Genomic DNA, 17,848 nt, shown 5'->3' with positions numbered 1-17,848 from the left:
TAGTCTTATGTTGGGGACCCATTCACGAATTATGTTCGTTTGTGAAAATAATTCGACTTGATGGGATAACCTATAAATATTAACGCTACTTAAGAATACAGACAACAAAGTGGATTGTCCACCATGTCCACCATATAGAAGGAGTATGAATAATTTTGACAAATTTAAATTTCACAGATTTCAATCTTGAACCACTGGTGCTGCAAGCGATCACCGAACTTGGTTTTGAAGAGGCAACTCCGATTCAATCCAAATCAATCCCTCTTGCTCTTGAAGGAAGAGACTTGATCGGTCAAGCTCAAACGGGTACTGGTAAAACCGCTGCATTTGGTATTCCATTGATCAGCAAAATCTCCAAAAGTGATGAAAAAATCCGCGCCCTCATTATGGCACCTACACGTGAACTCGCGATCCAAGTTGCCGAAGAAATCGAAAAACTCACCCGCTTCAAAGGTTTGCGCTCCCTGCCAATTTACGGAGGACAAGATATCGTTCGTCAAATCCGTGCACTGAAAAGAAAACCACAGATCATCATTGGTACACCAGGACGTCTCTTGGACCATATCAACCGCAAAACAATCAAACTCGATGATGTACAAACTGTTGTATTGGATGAAGCAGATGAAATGCTCGACATGGGTTTCATGGAGGATATTCAATCCATCCTGAAACAAGTTCCAGACGAGCGTCAAACGATGCTGTTCTCAGCAACAATGCCTCCTAACATTCAAAAATTGGCTCAACAATTCTTGAACAACCCTGAGCACGTTTCCGTGATCCCTAAACAAGTAAGCGCGCCTTTGATTGACCAAGCTTACATCGAAGTGCCTGAGCGTCAAAAATTCGAAGCACTCAGCCGTTTGTTGGATATGGAATCTCCTGAATTGGCGATCGTATTCGGACGTACTAAACGTCGTGTTGACGAATTGGCTGAAGCTTTGCAAAAACGTGGATACTCTGCTGACGGTCTTCATGGTGACTTGTCGCAAAACCAACGTGATACAGTAATGCGTAAGTTCCGTGACGGCAGCATTGATGTACTCGTTGCAACTGACGTAGCTGCACGTGGACTCGACGTATCCGGCGTAACTCACGTTGTGAACTTTGACCTTCCGCAAGATCCGGAGAGCTATGTTCACCGTATCGGCCGTACAGGTCGTGCGGGTAAAGAGGGTGCTGCATGGTCCTTCGTTACTCCGCGTGAGATCGACCACCTGCACTTCATCGAGCGTGTAACACGTCACCGTATTCCTCGCAAACCACTGCCAACAATGGCTGAGGCTGTAGAAGGAAAACAACGTTTGACAGCTGAGCGTTTGCTCGAAATCGTACAATCTGGCGAACTGAACGAATACAAAGGTATCGCGATTCAAATGCTTGAGCAATATGATTCTGTTCAACTGTTGTCGGCTGCTCTGAAGCTCCTGACAGGTGACAAAAAAGATGCTCAAGTTGATCTGACTCCTGAAGATCCGATTCGTGCGAAACGTCGTAAACCGGATGTTCGCTCTGGCGGACGCAAACCATCTGGTTACAGCGGCAACCGCAGCAGTGGTGGTGGCGGTGGTTACAACCGTGATCGCAACAGCAGTGGCGGTGGACGTGGTGGATACAACCGCGATCGTAACAGCAGTGGTAGTGGAAGTGGAAGCAGAGAAGGTGGTTACAACCGTGACCGCAAACCGCGTCCAAGCAACAATGAAGGACGTCGTCCTGCCAAAGATTCTTCTTTCGAATAATATACAAGTGTGAACTGGAAAATGGAGCAGGGCGACTGCTCCATTTTTTTATGTGCAGATTATGCCAAACCAGTATGCTGGTGATCTCTTTTCGGGAAGGGCTGGCTTTTCCTATCTATAATAAGGTATATTAATATTATTAGAATTAAGGCTAGACGCAAGGCTGCGGAGGAGGAGAATTGTTTGGAATTTAAAGGAGCTATGGGTGGGATCTACCGACTTACAGAGTGGATTACGAGACTGGCCGCAACCAATCTGTTGTGGGCTATTTGTTCGTCTCCGTTCTTGTTTTTCTTGTTTATGAAACTGCTCGTGATGCAGCAGAACCTGGCTAACGAATCACTACAAATGAACTGGGCTATAGCCATTGTGGCACCGCTTACACTATTCCCGGCGACGTCGGCGCTGTTTACGGTTGTTCGTAAATGGAATATGGGTGATACGGACGTGCCGATCTTCCGTACTTTCTTTGTAGGTTACAAAGAGAACTACAAACAGAGTTTAATTGGAGGCATCTTCTATACGTTGCTGTTTGCCATCATGTATCTGGATTACACAGTATACATGACACAATTCAAGAATATGCAGCTGGTCGGAATTATTATGCTCGTACTGTTGCTGCTGCTGTTTGTTTCTCTCTTTAACTTCTTCTCGATGGTTGTGCACTATCACATGTCGATCGGAATGATTATCAAAAATGCGGTTCTATTGACGCTGATTAGACCATTCCGTGTATTTTCCACGTTGCTGGGAAGCGGATTGTTGTTCTATATCGGTTTTCGTTATCCGGTCTTGTTCATCTTCTTCATTATTAGCATTGTTGCCTGGTTTGCTTTCTTCAACTTCTACGCTACGTTTAATAAGATGCAGGAGCAGATGGAGAAGATGCAGCTGAAGAAAGAAGAAGAGGAAGCTGCAAAAGCCGCTGAACAGGCAGGGGAGTCTGTTGAGACAATAGAGACGGCTGAACCATCTGAAATTAAGCCATCTGACGAAAAACAAGATAATATCCAAAAATAAAACATGAGCTGTCACCATTTACTTTTTACACAGTTAGGGATATAATAATTGTACATCCTGCGATGTACGTTTCGGTTATTCGTTGTTTTGAACCAATGATGATGTCTTCGGGAGATCAATACAGAATGTTGCTGAAACGCCCTGTCTATATGACATGGGGACTTCAAAAAACATTTTTGCGGCCACCCACCTGCTAAGCAGGTTCATAAGACAATGTATCCGGACGGCATAGGCGGGTTCCTATTTTATCATGTACAGCACCCTGACTCTTCCTCTAATCCAGGAATTTCAGGGTGCTTTTTATTTGAGCTTATTTTGTTGATTTGGCTGTATTTTGTTAAAAGTGTCGCTTGCCCTTTTGTTACTACATGAACAATGTTACACTAGTATACATAAATGGAACGGTTACATTCAAAGGAGGAAGGGTCTTGACCTTAAAGAGAACGCTCGTCGGTATCATCCGCAGCATGGAGGGAACCAGCGATCGAGCCAAGGATCCCAAATTAAAAACACGGTATTATAACTTATCCAAAGACAGAGCCTGGGAAGAGGTTTCTTCGACACTCAAAAAGATTCCGGGTTATAAAGTACTGCATGAAGTGCCTTCTGTGGGAGAGGTCATACTGGAGAAGCGGACTACCTTTGGACGGACGATGGATATTACGGTTTCCATTATATCGGTAAGTCCTGTACGCAGTGCGGTCGATATGTATTCGGCTTCACGTGGTTCACTGGGAGATCTGGGTTCTAATTATCGCACGATCATGAACTTGTTCTCCGTATTGGATAAGAAGCTGAGTAAGTATAAGTCAAATGATTGAAATAGATGGGTGAATAACAAAAAGCGAGAGAAGGTTAACCTTCCTCGCTTTTGTTCTGAACGTGAACTACCTTTTACAGCAAGGCTTTTACAGCGGAAATCGCTTGCTCGAAGTTAGGGGAGTCTGTCATTTCAGGCAGATATTCCACATATGTAATTCGGTCTTCAGCATCCACCACGAAGATGGAGCGCATGTCCAATTGGAATTCTTTGATCAGAACACCGTAGTCTTCACCGAATGAACGAGTTTTGTAATCGGACAGTGTTACGACGCGGTCAACTCCGGCTGCTCCGCACCAGCGTGCTTGTGCAAATGGAAGGTCAACGCTTACTGTCAATACGACAACATTGTCTCCAAGATCTCCTGCTTCAACATTGAAACGACGGGTTTGAGCATCGCATACGCCAGTATCCAGTGAAGGAACAACGCTGATTAATTTGATTTTACCTGCGAAGTCTTTCAGGGATGCATCTTCAACCAGGTTTTTACTTAGTGTAAAATCGGGTGCTTGATCGCCCACTTTCAACTCGGGTCCGATCAATGTAATAGGGTTGCCTTTAAAGGTGGCTGCGCCTGTACGTTCTTGTGCCATAATAATGTTCCTCCTTATAAGTTGGTGATCCGTGCCAAAATCCATTATAATCTTTTATGAAAGGCATTGTCCAATTCGGACGAAGGATTATTAGAATGGGTCAGACTTAAAGGCCGATCTGAACAGGGTGGAGTGAAAGCAGAAACGTATGATATTTATAAGGTATGAGAACTGGAAAAGTTATTTAAAATTTTTCCCTTTGACGTCGATTCTTTTAATTGCCAATGTTGTTATGTTTATTGTGTTGAGTTTGAACGGCGGTTCCACTAACAGTATGACGCTGCTTAAGTTTGGAGCTCTTGTTAACCATGAATTATTTGCAGCAGAATGGTGGCGTTACATTACCTCGATGTTCCTGCATGCTGGTTTCAGCCATTTGTTGTTTAACAGCTTTGCTCTCATTGTATTTGCACCACCAATGGAACGGTTACTTGGTTCGGTAAGATATGGTGTGTTGTACTTGGGGGGAGGCATCTTGGGCAACATTCTGGCTGTTGCGTGGTATAACTCGGTTGGAGCAACGACAATTTCAGTGGGTGCTTCAGGAGCAATCTATGCAATCTATGGTGCGTTTCTGTATGTGGCTTTGTTCCAGCGGACAATGATGGACGAAACTTCACGTAAAACGTTGTATACACTGCTTGTATTCGGAATTATTTTTTCCTTTGCGATGACAGGCATTAACTGGATGGCGCATTTGGGTGGGTTGTTAGGTGGATTTTTCATTTATGGACTTCTCATCCGCTTGTGGAAACCTCGTAGCTTTAAGCAGTAGTCGGTTTGATCTGAAGACGGAATGCAATCAAGGATAAGTAGGGTATAGCAGATTGGAGAGATCAGGGGCAGTGGAATTAAGACAGTTGCATTACTTTTTGAAAGTGGCACAGAAGGAGCATGTTACGCAGGCGGCGGAGGAATTGCACGTAGCGCAGTCTGCAGTGAGTCGTCAGATTCATCAGCTGGAGGAAGAACTGGGAGTGGACCTCTTTATGCAAAAAGGGCGAAATCTGCAGTTGACCGCAGTTGGGCAGCTCTTTTGCAAACGGGTTGAAGGCATATTAAAAGATCTGGACAAAGCGGTCGGGGAGGTTCATGAGTTTCTCGACCCGGAGCATGGTGAAATTCGTATCGGTTTTCCTCATAGTCTCGGTATTCACTTGATTCCTTCGGTTGTAGCAGCGTTCCGTCAGCGTTATCCTAACGTTAAATTCAGATTCAAGCAGGGCATGTTCCCGACGCTCATTCGTGATGTGTTATCGGCTGAAGTGGACTTGGCGTTCATATCTCCATTTCCGGAGAAACACGACCAGGTGGATGGAGACATTGTGCTTACGGAAGAACTGCATGCAATCCTTCCGCCTAATCATCCATTGGCCGGTGAAGAGAGTATTGCGTTAGAACAGCTTAAAGATGATAAGTTTGTATTATTCAGTAAAGGCTATTCTTTGCGTCCGATTGTTTGGCACGCGTGCCTTGAAGCCGGGTTTACGCCCAAGATTGCTTTTGAGGGTGAAGAGACTGATACCATTCGTGGACTGGTTGCCGCTGGCATGGGTGTGAGTTTGTTGCCGGAAATGGCACTTTTCCAGACGAATCCGCTGCAACCGGCGCATGTAGCCATTTCTCATCCAAAAGTGACGCGTACAATCGGGTTGATCCATCGTGCAGATGACAAGCTTCCGCTTGTTGCGCAGTCATTTCGTTCATTTTTGCTTAATTATTTTGGTTTACAGCAAAACAATACCCCATCCGATTAACGGTGGGGTATTGTTTTTTGTTTGTGTATTCAATTAGTCCCGGCTATTAAAAATTCCGATGTAACGAATCAGTTCCAGCAAGGAGATAAGTGCTGCTGCTACATAGGTCAATGCTGCGGCGTTGAGTACTTTGGCAACGCCTCTTTCTTCTTCATTACGGATATAACCTTCCGATACCATAATCTCTCTTGCGCGGTTGCTTGCATTAAACTCAACCGGCAACGTAATGAGCTGGAATGCAACAGTTACGGAGAAGAAAATAATACCAATGCCGACTAAGTTCATTGCATTAAAGATGATTCCGGCAATGAGCAAGAAGGGTGCAAGTCCGGATGCGAAATTGACGATTGGGAAAATCCGGTGACGTAGTGCCAACATCGGATAACTTTCCTTATGCTGGATTGCATGGCCAACTTCGTGACATGCAACAGAGACAGCCGAGATTGAATTTTCATAATATACAGGCTCAGACAACCTCACGACACGATTGATTGGATCGTAGTGATCGGAGAGTGCTCCACGCACGGGCTCAATAGGAACGTCGTGTAGGCCATTAGAGTCCAGCATGTGACGGGCAGCATCATACCCGGTCATTCCATTTAGGTTTTTAACATCTGACCAACGGTTGAAGGTACTCTTAACGCGAAATTGCGCCCACAAGGATAGCACAAAGGCGATAATGATCAAAACGAACATACCGTTATTAAAACTCATATTCATTCCTCCGCTTTCAAAATAATAAGCTACATCATGGTGTTCTCAAGCAAGATCTTCAAGGCTTCCATCGTACCAGCACTTTTGGCGAGCAGTCCGGCCATCATCTTACGTGCTTGTACAGGTTTCATCTCGCCTAGCAGCGGTTTAAGCTCATTTACCTCTCGCTCAAGCTGTTGCACATGGAGCTCCAATGTTGTCAGTTTGCTGGCAACCTGTTCTTCCGTGCTCACCATACTCCACTTCTCAAGAGATTGCTTAATCTCGTCGAGACTATACTTCTCTTGTTTCATGTGTACAATACGTTCGAGCCTGGTTAAAGTTTCATTACTATAAAGACGATAGTTTTTTTCTGTGCGCTCTTCAGGAGCGATGAGACCGAGCTTTGTGTAATAATCAATCGTCCGTTCGCTCACACCTGCAGTTTTGGCAAGTTCGCCAATCCGAAACAATTTCATATCCCCAATGATATTCACCTCGCTTGCAAGTTCAAATGTAGGGAATTGTAGATTCCAGTTGCGGCTTTGCATAACCCGCCCAATTTTTTTCTTACTATTAGTTATGATACATGATCTTTAACCATACAGTCAAACGTTACGCTTTGACGGCTGTCAGGTTGCGTTTCTATATCTATGTGCTCATAGGACATGAATATGTACTTAAGTGCAAGAAAAAGACGTAAGACTTTATTCCCAGAAATATTTTTCATTTTTGCTGAAAATACTCTTGTCAACTTTCCTGTCTTCTGCTTATAATGGCATTAAGAGTTTCACGATATGTGAAGAAACTTAACATAAGAGGGAGTGGGGTATATGAGAAAGAAATGGTTGGTTTCGGTGTTAATAATGCTTACTTTATTGGCTTTTCCGGTCAGCGCATTTGCAGCTGCGGAGGGGCCGACTAACATCGAACTTCAAAGCGGTCTGAACTCAGCCTTTACGTTTCTGGCTGTTGTGCTGGTTTTCCTGATGCAAGGGGGATTTGCTTTACTTGAAGCAGGTTCGACTCGAATGAAAAACGCAGGACATATTGCGGGTAAAACAATCCTGACATTGGGAATATCGGTTATTGCCTTCTGGGCTCTTGGCTTCGGTCTTGGTTTCGGTAATGGTAACAGTTTCTTCGGAACAACTGGATTTTTCCTGAGTGGGGACGGAATGGCGGCTTCGTTCGAATCATTGGCCTTCTCTGATGTTCCGCTAACAATTAAGTTTGTATTCCACCTTGCCTTTGCAGCAGTATCCCTGGCCATTGCCTGTGGTGGTATGGCTGAACGTGCAAAGATGAGTGTATATATCGTTTTCGGTACGCTGTATACCATTATCATGTATCCGGTTGTTGCTCACTGGGTATGGGGCGGCGGCTGGTTGGCTGAGCTTGGTATGCAAGACTTTGCAGGTTCAACGGTTGTCCACTTGACGGGTGCAACTGCTGCACTGGTAGCTACCATCTTGTTGAAGCCGCGTATCGGAAAATATAACAAAGATGGTAAACCTAACATCATTCCAGGTCATAACCAAGTTTACTCCGTACTCGGTGTAATTATCCTTTGGATTGGATGGTTCGGTTTCAACCCAGGTAGTACATTATCTGCCATGGGTGATGGATTCTTCGGTTATGTTGCATTGACTACAAACGTAGCTGCGGCTGCTGGTGGTGTTGCGGCACTGTTGATCTCATGGGCTGTATTGGGTAAATCCGATATTCCTAGTATGCTGAACGGCGTGCTTGCGGCACTCGTTGCCATCACAGGTGCTTGTGCTTTCGTAGAACCATGGGCAGCGCTGGTTATTGGTGCTCTGGCAGGTATTATCACATTCTTTACTGCTCAATTCTTTGAACGTAAAGGAATTGATGATCCAATCTATGCTTTCTCTGTACACGGTATTGCCGGTATGTGGGGAGCGATCTCCACAGGTTTGTTCGCAACACCGGAACTCGCTGAGAATGCAGGCGTAGGTCAAGCGGGTCTATTCTACGGTGGTGGTTTCCACCAACTGGGCGTTCAGCTTTTGGGTCTGGCAGGCGCATTTGCCTTCGTACTGATTATGTCCTTCATTATTCTTGGTGGTATGAAAGCTGTCATGGGAATCCGGGTAACGGAAGAAGAAGAAACGATGGGTCTGGATTTAAGTGAGCATGGTACTTACGGGTACCCTGAACAAATGAAGAATGTAGAAACTAAATCCAATGGCGGTACGTTCAGCTCCTAAGAGGAATGATTGCTGAATCATGCTTCAAGGAGGCTGGACATGATGGAACCCATCCCGTATATAAATCAATCCTGGTCCTATCAGGGAATAGATGGTGCGGCATCTTCTCAAGAACTGCGCCAGGCGCGTGTGATATTGCAGAATGAGCTCCAGGAACTGTTGTCCGCTTCCTTGTCGCCGATTGAATGGTACCAGACGGTAAATGAACTGCATGACCGGATTGCTCGGCGGGCAGTGGAGTTATGCATCCAGGGGATGGTAGAGGAAGGCTTAGGCCGTCCTCCCGTCCCCTATGCCTTTATCGTTTTTGGCAGTTCCGGCAGGCAAGAAGCGACGTTATGGAGTGATCAGGATAATGGCATGATTATCAGTGATATCCCACATGAGGGAAAAGAGGCATATTTTGCCGAACTCGGACTTCGAATGACTGACATGTTGGAGGCACTTGGTTACGCCAAATGTGAAGGTAAAGTGATGTGTTCAGAGCCTTTATGGAGAAAAACACTGGAATCATGGAAGGAACAACTGAAAGCATGGGGATCGGACCTGTCCTGGGAGCCGGTTCGCAATCTAATTATTGCTTCTGACATGCGTTTTGTTGCGGGTGAGCCTGAGCTTGCGGAGGAATGGATTTATGCATTTTACGAAGGGTTCAGATCGGTTCCTGAGCTTTCCGATGCCGTGCTGCGCAATACCGTTAAACACAAGGCGACACTGAACATCCTCGGAAGGGTAGTGACCGAACGATTTGGTGAACATGCGGGTGGATTTGATGTGAAATATGGCTTATATATTCCGCTAGTGAACAGTGCGCGTTTTCTGGCTTTGCAGCATGGTATCAAAGAAACGTCCACACTCAAGCGGATTCAGAGGTTGGTCGCACTCGAAGCAGTTCCACTTACTCTGCTGGACGCAGCTCAGCGTGCATTTATGACGGCTTTGAAGCTGCGACGCAGTACACCCATTGTGGTCAAACAAGGGTTGCAGCATAGCGGTGGTTACCTGAATGAGAAACAGTTGAAGGAAAAACAAATGCTTTATGAACTCCGGGATACGTTAGGGTTGGTGCGGCGAGTACATCGTGCGCTGCAAAGACAACTTCGTTTTGCAGAAAGGAGACGTCCATGAGAGAGCCGGCAAGGGGCAATACTGGATTCTGGAATTCGCTGCGCCAGGGAGGGGTTCCTTCCGCCATCGCTTCCATAATGGGAGCCCCTACGGCGCAACATATGGCGTTTATCCGTTCGATGATGAGAGAACAGCGCAGACCCGAGGTGTTGCACACGCCCTTGAACGAATTGAATGCAGTTGTATTCGATCTGGAAACGACGGGCTTCTCTCCCCAGCATGGGGATGAGATCCTTTCCTTTGGGGCGGTGCGTATTAATGGGGGTGTGATGCTGGAGAATGAGCAGTTCTACACGTTGGTTCAGTCCAAAGTGTCCGTTCCGGAACACATTACCGAACTGACGGGAATTACACAGGAAATGACCATAGAGGCTCCGTCACTCCTGGAAGGCTTGCATGACTTCATGTCTTTTGTTGGCGGAAGTGTACTGGTTGCCCATGCAAGCGCGCATGATCGGGCTTTTCTGAATGCGGCATTGTGGCGGACATCCAAAGTAAGGTTAACGCACCGGCTCATTGATACGATGATGCTGGCACGTTGGCTTGAGCCGAGTAGACCTGGTTATGGACTGGATGAATTGCTGGAATCCAAAGGCATTCCCATCTATGGGCGCCACCACGCTTTGGAGGACGCTAAAATGACTGCGCAGCTATGGTCCTGTTATCTGGAGGATATGTCTCGCAAAAATGTAGAAACATTGGGTGATCTATACACTCAGTTAAGTCACGCATAGCCGGGCGAGCTGTAAGCTGTATGGTTGGACATGGCTCATTCTAACGCTTGAAGCAACATTTGAATGAATTTGAAAACCATTTAGAAGCATCTTTGATTGTGTGTCAGCTGTAAAATCTGGTGAGCCTATAAAATAGACCTGGAGTAGTCCAGCGAAAATCGGTAGGTTTCGCAGATCCTCATTGGAAGGTACGGGAGTGGATCTAGGGTGGGAGTGAAAGAGCCCGATAAGTTGCGGCTCATTGAACACACATCGGATCCATTCTGCATCTTCCAATGCGAAATGGTGCAGCGGGTCAGGCGCTACGTTACGAATGGGCTGAAACCGACTGATTCGTATGCCGCCCGCTGCGGCTTCACCCAGCACAACCCCGCAGGCTTCCAATGGCAGCGAAGCGAACATGTACTTAGACATCTCCTGCTCTACGGAGGAAGGGATGTAGAAGGTGTTTTGCTGCCCGTGAAGTGCTGCCATTTGTATTCACCCCTCTCTCTTTGGCTCTTGCTTCGGCAGGAGTCCTTTTTTATTTTATTTTGTGTGACCCGGATTGTAAAATTTTAAAGGAAAAGGGTACAATATGAGAGAGAGCTTGAAATATCTCACATGTTAGAAGGACGTAAATCTCAATATGTTTGAATATACAAAAGGGTGGCTGGTCATGAAACGAAATATATACATACTGCTGGGTGTTGTATTGCTGGTGGGCATTGCTTTGGCTCAAAATGCAGACAACGGAATCGCAGCCGTGTTTAAGCAAGAGGAGCCGATGCCCACGGAGACGGGCCCGAAAGCGGGTTTACTGGCACCAGCGTTCTCTTTGCGAGCTATGGATGGAAAAACCTACTCTGTAGGCGGAGCCAAGGAAAAGGCCATCTTCGTCAGTTTCTGGGCATCCTGGTGTGAACCGTGCAAGCAGGAAGCTCCAGCGCTCAATACATTGGCAGCAAAATACAAGGATAAACTGGACCTCTATGGTGTGAATGTAACCACGTACGATAAAATCAAGGATGCCAAAGCTTTTGTAGATGAATACAAACTGATGTTCCCTATTCTGCTTGATGAAGACGGAACAGCATATGCCAAATATAACGGTTTAGCTTTTCCGACGAATGTACTGATTGATTCCCGAGGAGTCGTTCAGGAAATTATCTTGGGGATTTTGCCAGAGAAAGAGTTGGAGCGAAAAATCAAGGAGTTAATTGTGGATTAACCAAGCAAGAAGCTAGCCAAGTCAGAAGCAAAAGCGCCTGTCTTCCAATGTTTTTTGGAGTCAGGCGCTTTTTTATTTTCCGGGAAATATGCATTAATGGTTGCTTAGACCGTGAGCTGGAATATTGACTACATCAGGCTCGTCCTGCAATTTTTCCTGAAGAAGGGCATAACGGAAACTGTGTACGAGAGCTTCCCAGCTCGCTTCAATCACGTTCTCGGATACACCGACCGTATTCCATGTGTTTTCTGTGTTTTTGGATTCAATTAATACACGAACTTTCGCGGCAGTAGCATCTTTTTCATCCAGAACACGTACTTTATAGTCGGACAGATGCATGTTGGCAAGGGAAGGGAAGTATTGCACAAGTGCTTTCCGAAGTGCGTTATCCAGTGCGTTGACCGGACCATTGCCTTCAGCTGCGGTATACGCACTTGTTCCGCCTACGTTAAGTTTAACAAAGGCTTCCGAAACAACAGACTTTCCAGCCGCTTTTTCAACAAGCATCTTGAACGATTCAAAGGTAAACAATTCTTTCATGTCACCGTTGGCTTCTCGGATCAACAATTCAAGAGAGGCATCGGCGCCTTCGAACTGATAACCCTGATGTTCCAGATCTTTGATTTTCTCAATGATCTGACGTGAGTTGGCACTGCTTGGATCGAATTCAAGACCCAGTTCCTGTGCTTTGGACACAATGTTACTTTGTCCGGCCAGTTCGGAGACGAGCACACGTTGTTTATTACCAACCAACTCAGGAACGATGTGTTCGTAGGTCCGGGAATCACGAAGGATGGCAGAGACGTGAATACCGCCCTTGTGAGCGAAAGCAGCATTTCCGACATAAGGCTGGTTGATTGGCATATTTACGTTGGCAATCTCACTAACATAACGGGCAACATTCGTGAGCTGTCTCATCGAATCCTCAGAAACGCATTCATATCCAAGCTTCAGTTGCAGGTTAGGGATAATCGAAGCCAGATTGGCGTTGCCACATCGCTCTCCATACCCGTTCATTGTACCTTGAACCTGTCTGGCACCAGCTTGTACTGCGCTTAAGGTATTGGCTACAGCAAGTTCACAGTCATTATGTGTATGAATGCCCAGATGGGCTTGCGGAAGCCGTCCAGCGAGTGTAGATACGATCTCGTACACCTCATGCGGCATCGTTCCACCGTTGGTGTCACACATCACAAGCCAGTCTGCTCCAGCTTCATGGGCTTTGGTCAATACAGCCTGTGCATATTCTGGATTGTGCTTAAATCCATCGAAGAAATGCTCTGCATCAAAAATGACTTCCATACCGTTTTGTTTCAGATAAGCAATGGAGTCGTAGATCATGGACAGGTTTTCTTCCAAAGTGGTCTGCAAAGCAGTGTGCACGTGGAAATCCCACGACTTGCCTACCAGAGTCGCTGCCTGAGCACCGGATTCGATCATGCGCTTCAAGTTGGCATCTTCACTGGCGATGCTGCCTTTACGACGTGTACTGCCAAAAGCGACAACCTTCGCGTTCAGATTCAGTTCCTTAACTCTTTTGAAAAACTCAATGTCCTTGGTGTTGCTGCCTGGAATTCCGCCTTCAATATAATGAGCACCCAGGTCATCGAGCTTCTTGGCAATTTTGAGCTTGTCATCTGCCGATAAGCTGACTCCCTCCCCTTGTGTGCCGTCACGTAAAGTCGTATCGAAGATGGAGATGGCCTTTGACATGAAGATCCTCCTTTAAGATGAAGCGCTTTTTTGGAAAGTTTAATGGTGTGTTTAAAGAACATATTAGAATGTTGGTGACGAATCCTTCGATTCTGTACCGCTACACTGTATTAAATTCAAAGTGTAGATTTGTCCTAAAATCGTGAATTTGTATAATTAATTATTATAGCACCATTATCGCCAAATGCTACATCGAATTCACCATTTGGTGTAACAAATGATGGATTGTAGAGTAAAGTGAGCTGTAAACGTAGTCTTGTAATATGTTATGCTTCATCTAAATACAAGTATTCCAGGATCGAACATGGCTTCAAATTTTGTCTTTATAAATGGAGGGGAAAGAATGAGCTTTGTTTGGGAGAATATAATTATTTCACTCATTATAATCGCTATTATCGTCGTTGCCGTGTGGGGTATCATTCGATCGATCGTAAAGGCTCTCCGAAAATAAGGCGACATAAATGATTTTTACATAAGGGATTTTGATATAATAGAGTAGAGATAACATTTAACGGAATTGTGTATACGAAAGGGCGGTGGTGGATCATGTCTTCAGACCAGACGCATAACAACCTAAATGTAGATCGATATTATCCTACCGCCGGTCGAGTGATTTTGCATGTCGATATGAATGCTTTTTATTGCTCTGTACATGAAGCCGAGGAACCGGAATTATATAGAGGAAAAGCGACGGCCGTTGCTGGCAGTAGTGAAGTGCGCAAAGGTGTCATAGTAACTTGTTCATACACAGCTCGAAGAAGAGGTATTTCTACAGGCATGGTTGTTCATCAAGCATTGAAGAAATGTCCTGACTTAATTGTGATTCGTCCGGATTTTCATTTATATCGTCGGTATTCGAAAGAATTCATGAAAATAGCTTACAGTTATACACCGCTGCTTGAAGCGACCTCAATCGATGAGTGTTATCTCGATATTACGGGGTCCAGACAGTTCGGTACACCGCTGGAAATTGCGGAAAGTATTCAGAATAGAATCCGGGATGAGCTGGGAATGCCTTGTTCAATCGGAATTGCCCCAAACAAACTGCTTGCCAAAATGGCTTCTGATTTGAAAAAACCTAATGGCATTTCGATTTTGAGGATGAGGGATGTACCTCAAATATTGTGGCATAGACCTTGTAACGAGATGTTTGGGATCGGAAAAAAGACAGCGGAAAAGCTGAAGAAACTGGGTATTGAAACCATAGGACAGCTGGCCAAATCAGACGAACGGATGTTAACCGATGTGTTTGGAATTAATGGCTCCTGGTTAAAAAATTCAGCAAACGGCATTAATCATTCAGCAGTTCAGGCTGAACGTGAAGCGAACAAATCGATTGGACACACGACAACATTACCTGCGGATATATCTGAAATGGATGATGTACATCGGGTGTTACTGAATATAAGTGACCAAGTTGCAAGACGATTGCGCAAACACGAAATGCTCAGTCAAGGCATTCAGATTACGATTCGTACACCGGATATGAAGACAATTACGAGATCGCGGATGATGGAGGTGCCTACTGAAGATTCCTCGATCATATACCGGGAGGCCTGTGCTTTATTTGCAAAACATTGGGGCGGCGGGAAGCCTGTTCGTATGTTGGGTGTGACCCTTCAAACCCTAATTCCACGTGAGGAGTCGGCGATACAGCTTGATCTGTTTGAATATGAGCAGAAGCCGAAGAAGGAAAATCTGATTCGCATCATGGATCAGTTACGTGACAAATTTGGCGAAAATGCTGTCGTTACTGCTGGCATGCTGGGGGATGATCCTTCCGTATTACTGCGCAATCATAAAGTCCGAGGAACATCGCTGCAAAAAGATAATTTGCAAAGTCTCGATTAAATAGGGCATAATGGAGTCTTGAGGCTGTTAAAATTATTTGTAATAACTCTTACTTTGTATTAATATGTTTCTAGATAAAAATACTGTACGTTTTTGAATAATAGGAGGAGAGATTGGTAATGAGTAAATTTACTTGGGTAGAAAAAGATACATGTATTGCGTGCGGAGCATGCGGAGCAACGGCGCCAGACATTTATGATTATGATGATGAAGGTTTGGCAGAAGTAATCTTCGATGGAGATGCCAACCAAGGGATCAAAGCAATTCCGGATGACTTGTTCGACGACATGCAGGATGCTTGTGACGGCTGCCCTACGGACTCCATTAAAGTTGCGGATGAACCTTTCAACAAAGAAGGTTAATTCCTTTCATATGAACATACAAAAGCACATTCTTCTGTCTTTGGGACAGTGGGGTGTGCTTTTTTTGTCGAATATTGAGGTTAAGATCCGGGTACTCAAGTCCTATGGATTTCTTGTCATCATTTGCCGATATATATTTATAAACGGAAAAAGGCGAAATGATGGAGGATCGGATGCAAAATACTCACCTACGAACATATGTAAAGAAACATCCCGATAATAAAATGGCCTGGTATTTACTCGGTAAGGAATATTTGGCTGAAGGGCAGGAAGCCAAAGCGAACTATTGTTTTCAACAGGCGGGTGAAGTCTACGAGGCTTTCGAGCGAAGCAAGGCACCGGCAGATATATGGGTGGATTATCAGGAGAAGCTGGTTGAGATGGCTGAGCAAAAGGAGAAAAAACATCGTGTTCGCAAGATGTGGCTCACCCTGCTGATGCTGCTTGTGCTGGCAGGATTACCACCTGCGGATGCTCCTGGTTTCAATCGTGATGCAGCCGAGGCTTTGGCTTCAGCTTTGGAATCGACGGACGATTCCATGGATAACGAATCAGGGAATAGCCCGAAGGGAGACTTGGCTCTTGTTGTGAACTCCAATGTGTTTACAGCTGGAGCATTCGGTGGAGGCAACCAGGGGGAGGCTGCACTTGCAGCTGCATGGTCGGGTTCTGGTGCGAAAGTGCAGACATCGGCTGTGCTTGGAATGCAGGTCGCAGATAACTGGATATTATGGAAGCGAAACATGGCGGTGAAATATATCGTTCAGACGAACAGCAGTGGCAAATTAACGGCACAGAGTTATGATGCCAAACAGTGTAACTGTGAACCACCGGAAGTATCACCGGAGATCAAACGCCTGGCACAAGCCTGGACAGTCAAACAGGAATCCGCGGCAGCTCTGTCGAGTGCAATGATTACATATAAGAAACGAAACGGAAACTGGCCGAAAAGTGTTGCGCAACTTGCCCAGCCATTTCCAAATAATATTCTGGGTGAAACTGCACCTGGCATGACCGGGATGTTTCCGGCACTACTAGCCATGCATCAACAAGGGCAAATGGGAATAGGAAAAAACACAGCTAAGGGAACACATGAAGGTTCAGATTTGCCGGAAGGCAAAAACGCTGCATTTGTGGATACGTTAGGCGGAAAGCCTTTTTTGCAGGATCGGCTTGAGATCATCGTGGACAAGAGCAGACACAAGCTTGCACTGATTAGTGGCGACACCATTATTCGAAATTACGAGGTGGGGCTTGGGGGAGATCGCACTCCAGAGGGTTCGTTTGTCATTTCAGACAAAGTTGTAAATCCCAATGGTCGTTCCAATGGCGAATTTGGAAGTAGGGGCATGCAGCTATCGGACACGAATTATGCCATCCATGGGACCAACGAGCCAAACAGTATCGGGCTGGATGAATCCCTTGGATGTGTGAGAATGAATACTGAAGATGTGGAAGAGCTATTTGCTCTTGCTCCTCAGGGAACTCCGGTACGCATCGGGAAAGATCTGCTGCCAGAGCCAGCTATGGTTCCAGAAGCGAAGGATCGCTACCGGTACACACTTGTTCCCAAGCAAAATAATCCGAATAAGACGTATCATTGGTTGAATTAAACGATAAACCAAATGATTCAGACCGAAGAGAACGTAAAATCCGTGCTGGATTGGTATGTAGATGCAGAAACAGTCGATTGAATCATTTACAGGTTGGCGATAATAATAAGCGCACCAATGATAATGATCAGTCCACCGACGCTGGCTGCGGTCCAGATAATGGCTTTCCGGTTGACTTCATCTTTCTTTTGCTGCAAAGTAGGTGGTTTGCGTTTGGGAGCCATGGGCTGTTCCTCCTTCATGGAATAAGGCTATATAGATGTAGCCATGCTCCCATTGTAAAGAATTCAACTCGCCATTTCCAGTAGGCGGGTGGATTTCTTGTGAGCATTTTGCATAATAGGATTCCTTCTGTCTATGCTCAAACTACTTTCCTTTTGA

At 45.5% G+C, this 17,848-nt stretch carries 18 protein-coding genes and 1 other RNA gene; 13 read left to right on the top strand and 6 right to left on the bottom strand.

The window, feature by feature from the left end; translation table 11 throughout:
* Window positions 1–155: 155 nt before the first annotated feature.
* The 4 genes from cshA to DC345_RS08980 all read left to right on the top strand — a co-directional run bounded on the left by cshA (window position 156) and on the right by DC345_RS08980 (window position 3,580).
* Entirely contained in the window at window positions 156–1,739 is a 1,584-nt protein-coding gene (gene cshA, locus DC345_RS08995) for a degradosome RNA helicase CshA (protein WP_090895601.1), read from the top strand.
* Window positions 1,740–1,922: 183 nt separating this feature from the next.
* Window positions 1,923–2,759: a YesL family protein gene (locus tag DC345_RS08990; protein ID WP_113052779.1), complete on the top strand. Its 837-nt coding sequence runs from the start codon at window positions 1,923–1,925 to the stop codon at window positions 2,757–2,759.
* 51 nt (window positions 2,760–2,810) lie between these two features.
* Window positions 2,811–3,002, top strand: a non-coding RNA gene (ssrS, locus tag DC345_RS08985) — 6S RNA.
* A gap of 185 nt (window positions 3,003–3,187) precedes the next feature.
* A complete protein-coding gene (locus tag DC345_RS08980) occupies window positions 3,188–3,580 on the top strand; it encodes a DUF1499 domain-containing protein (RefSeq protein WP_024629239.1) in 393 nt (130 codons plus the stop codon).
* 73 nt (window positions 3,581–3,653) lie between these two features.
* Here the strand turns inward: DC345_RS08980 and tpx are convergent, their stop codons facing one another.
* Complete coding sequence (gene tpx / locus DC345_RS08975; protein ID WP_113052778.1) at window positions 3,654–4,172, bottom strand: thiol peroxidase; 519 nt, start codon at window positions 4,170–4,172, stop codon at window positions 3,654–3,656.
* A gap of 148 nt (window positions 4,173–4,320) precedes the next feature.
* Here tpx and DC345_RS08970 point away from each other — a divergent pair, with 148 nt between their 5' ends.
* Together DC345_RS08970 and DC345_RS08965 are read left to right on the top strand one after the other, a co-directional pair.
* Window positions 4,321–4,947, top strand: a complete 627-nt coding sequence (locus DC345_RS08970; protein ID WP_076292034.1) for a rhomboid family intramembrane serine protease — start codon at window positions 4,321–4,323, stop codon at window positions 4,945–4,947.
* A 70-nt stretch (window positions 4,948–5,017) separates the two neighbouring features.
* Window positions 5,018–5,929, top strand: coding sequence for a glutamate biosynthesis transcriptional regulator GltC (locus tag DC345_RS08965; RefSeq protein ID WP_024629242.1), 912 nt, complete (start codon window positions 5,018–5,020; stop codon window positions 5,927–5,929).
* Between the two features lie 33 nt (window positions 5,930–5,962).
* On the opposite strand, the gene DC345_RS08960 is transcribed toward DC345_RS08965, so the two are convergent.
* Window positions 5,963–6,643 (bottom strand): zinc metallopeptidase, encoded by a 681-nt coding sequence (locus DC345_RS08960; protein WP_113052777.1) that lies wholly within the window; start codon window positions 6,641–6,643, stop codon window positions 5,963–5,965.
* Between the two features lie 29 nt (window positions 6,644–6,672).
* The gene (locus DC345_RS08955) at window positions 6,673–7,101 is read right to left on the bottom strand and encodes a MerR family transcriptional regulator (protein ID WP_076292098.1); all 429 of its coding nucleotides are present in this window, start codon (window positions 7,099–7,101) and stop codon (window positions 6,673–6,675) included.
* Between the two features lie 354 nt (window positions 7,102–7,455).
* Between DC345_RS08955 and DC345_RS08950 the strand changes: the two genes are divergently transcribed.
* Genes DC345_RS08950 through DC345_RS08940 form a run of 3 tightly spaced genes read left to right on the top strand, consistent with a single transcriptional unit; the run spans window position 7,456 to window position 10,718 of the window.
* Window positions 7,456–8,856, top strand: a complete 1,401-nt coding sequence (locus DC345_RS08950) for an ammonium transporter (protein ID WP_076292032.1) — start codon at window positions 7,456–7,458, stop codon at window positions 8,854–8,856.
* A 33-nt stretch (window positions 8,857–8,889) separates the two neighbouring features.
* Window positions 8,890–9,984 carry a DUF294 nucleotidyltransferase-like domain-containing protein gene (locus DC345_RS08945; RefSeq protein WP_397333653.1) on the top strand — a complete coding sequence of 365 codons (1,095 nt, stop codon included), beginning with the start codon at window positions 8,890–8,892 and terminating at the stop codon, window positions 9,982–9,984.
* Window positions 9,981–10,718 carry an exonuclease domain-containing protein gene (locus DC345_RS08940; protein ID WP_113052776.1) on the top strand — a complete coding sequence of 246 codons (738 nt, stop codon included), beginning with the start codon at window positions 9,981–9,983 and terminating at the stop codon, window positions 10,716–10,718. The genes DC345_RS08945 and DC345_RS08940 overlap by 4 nt, the downstream gene beginning before the upstream one ends.
* Here the strand turns inward: DC345_RS08940 and DC345_RS08935 are convergent.
* The gene (locus DC345_RS08935; protein WP_113052775.1) at window positions 10,704–11,192 is read right to left on the bottom strand and encodes a Mov34/MPN/PAD-1 family protein; all 489 of its coding nucleotides are present in this window, start codon (window positions 11,190–11,192) and stop codon (window positions 10,704–10,706) included. The genes DC345_RS08940 and DC345_RS08935 overlap by 15 nt on opposite strands.
* Window positions 11,193–11,376: 184 nt before the next feature.
* Between DC345_RS08935 and DC345_RS08930 the strand changes: the two genes are divergently transcribed.
* Window positions 11,377–11,928, top strand: coding sequence for a TlpA family protein disulfide reductase (locus DC345_RS08930; RefSeq protein ID WP_113052874.1), 552 nt, complete (start codon window positions 11,377–11,379; stop codon window positions 11,926–11,928).
* A gap of 93 nt (window positions 11,929–12,021) precedes the next feature.
* Here DC345_RS08930 and cimA read toward each other — a convergent pair whose 3' ends face one another.
* Window positions 12,022–13,641 carry a citramalate synthase gene (cimA, locus tag DC345_RS08925; protein WP_113052774.1) on the bottom strand — a complete coding sequence of 540 codons (1,620 nt, stop codon included), beginning with the start codon at window positions 13,639–13,641 and terminating at the stop codon, window positions 12,022–12,024.
* Between the two features lie 546 nt (window positions 13,642–14,187).
* Between cimA and DC345_RS08920 the strand changes: the two genes are divergently transcribed.
* From DC345_RS08920 to DC345_RS08910, 3 genes are all read left to right on the top strand, one after another.
* The gene (locus DC345_RS08920; protein WP_113052773.1) at window positions 14,188–15,492 is read left to right on the top strand and encodes a DNA polymerase IV; all 1,305 of its coding nucleotides are present in this window, start codon (window positions 14,188–14,190) and stop codon (window positions 15,490–15,492) included.
* A 119-nt stretch (window positions 15,493–15,611) separates the two neighbouring features.
* On the top strand, window positions 15,612–15,854 hold the full coding sequence (locus DC345_RS08915) for a ferredoxin (protein ID WP_053783645.1): 243 nt from the start codon (window positions 15,612–15,614) through the stop codon (window positions 15,852–15,854).
* 173 nt (window positions 15,855–16,027) lie between these two features.
* A complete protein-coding gene (locus DC345_RS08910; RefSeq protein ID WP_113052772.1) occupies window positions 16,028–17,467 on the top strand; it encodes a L,D-transpeptidase family protein in 1,440 nt (479 codons plus the stop codon).
* A gap of 86 nt (window positions 17,468–17,553) precedes the next feature.
* On the opposite strand, the gene DC345_RS31690 is transcribed toward DC345_RS08910, so the two are convergent.
* Window positions 17,554–17,691 (bottom strand): hypothetical protein, encoded by a 138-nt coding sequence (locus tag DC345_RS31690; RefSeq protein ID WP_162842436.1) that lies wholly within the window; start codon window positions 17,689–17,691, stop codon window positions 17,554–17,556.
* Window positions 17,692–17,848 lie beyond the last annotated feature (157 nt).

Origin of the sequence: Paenibacillus taichungensis, from assembly GCF_003287275.1 — a bacterium.
Classification (GTDB): Bacteria; Bacillota; Bacilli; order Paenibacillales; family Paenibacillaceae; genus Paenibacillus; species Paenibacillus taichungensis_A.
Note: the sequence above shows the minus strand (reverse complement) of the source record. Positions and strands in the feature narration are given on the sequence as shown.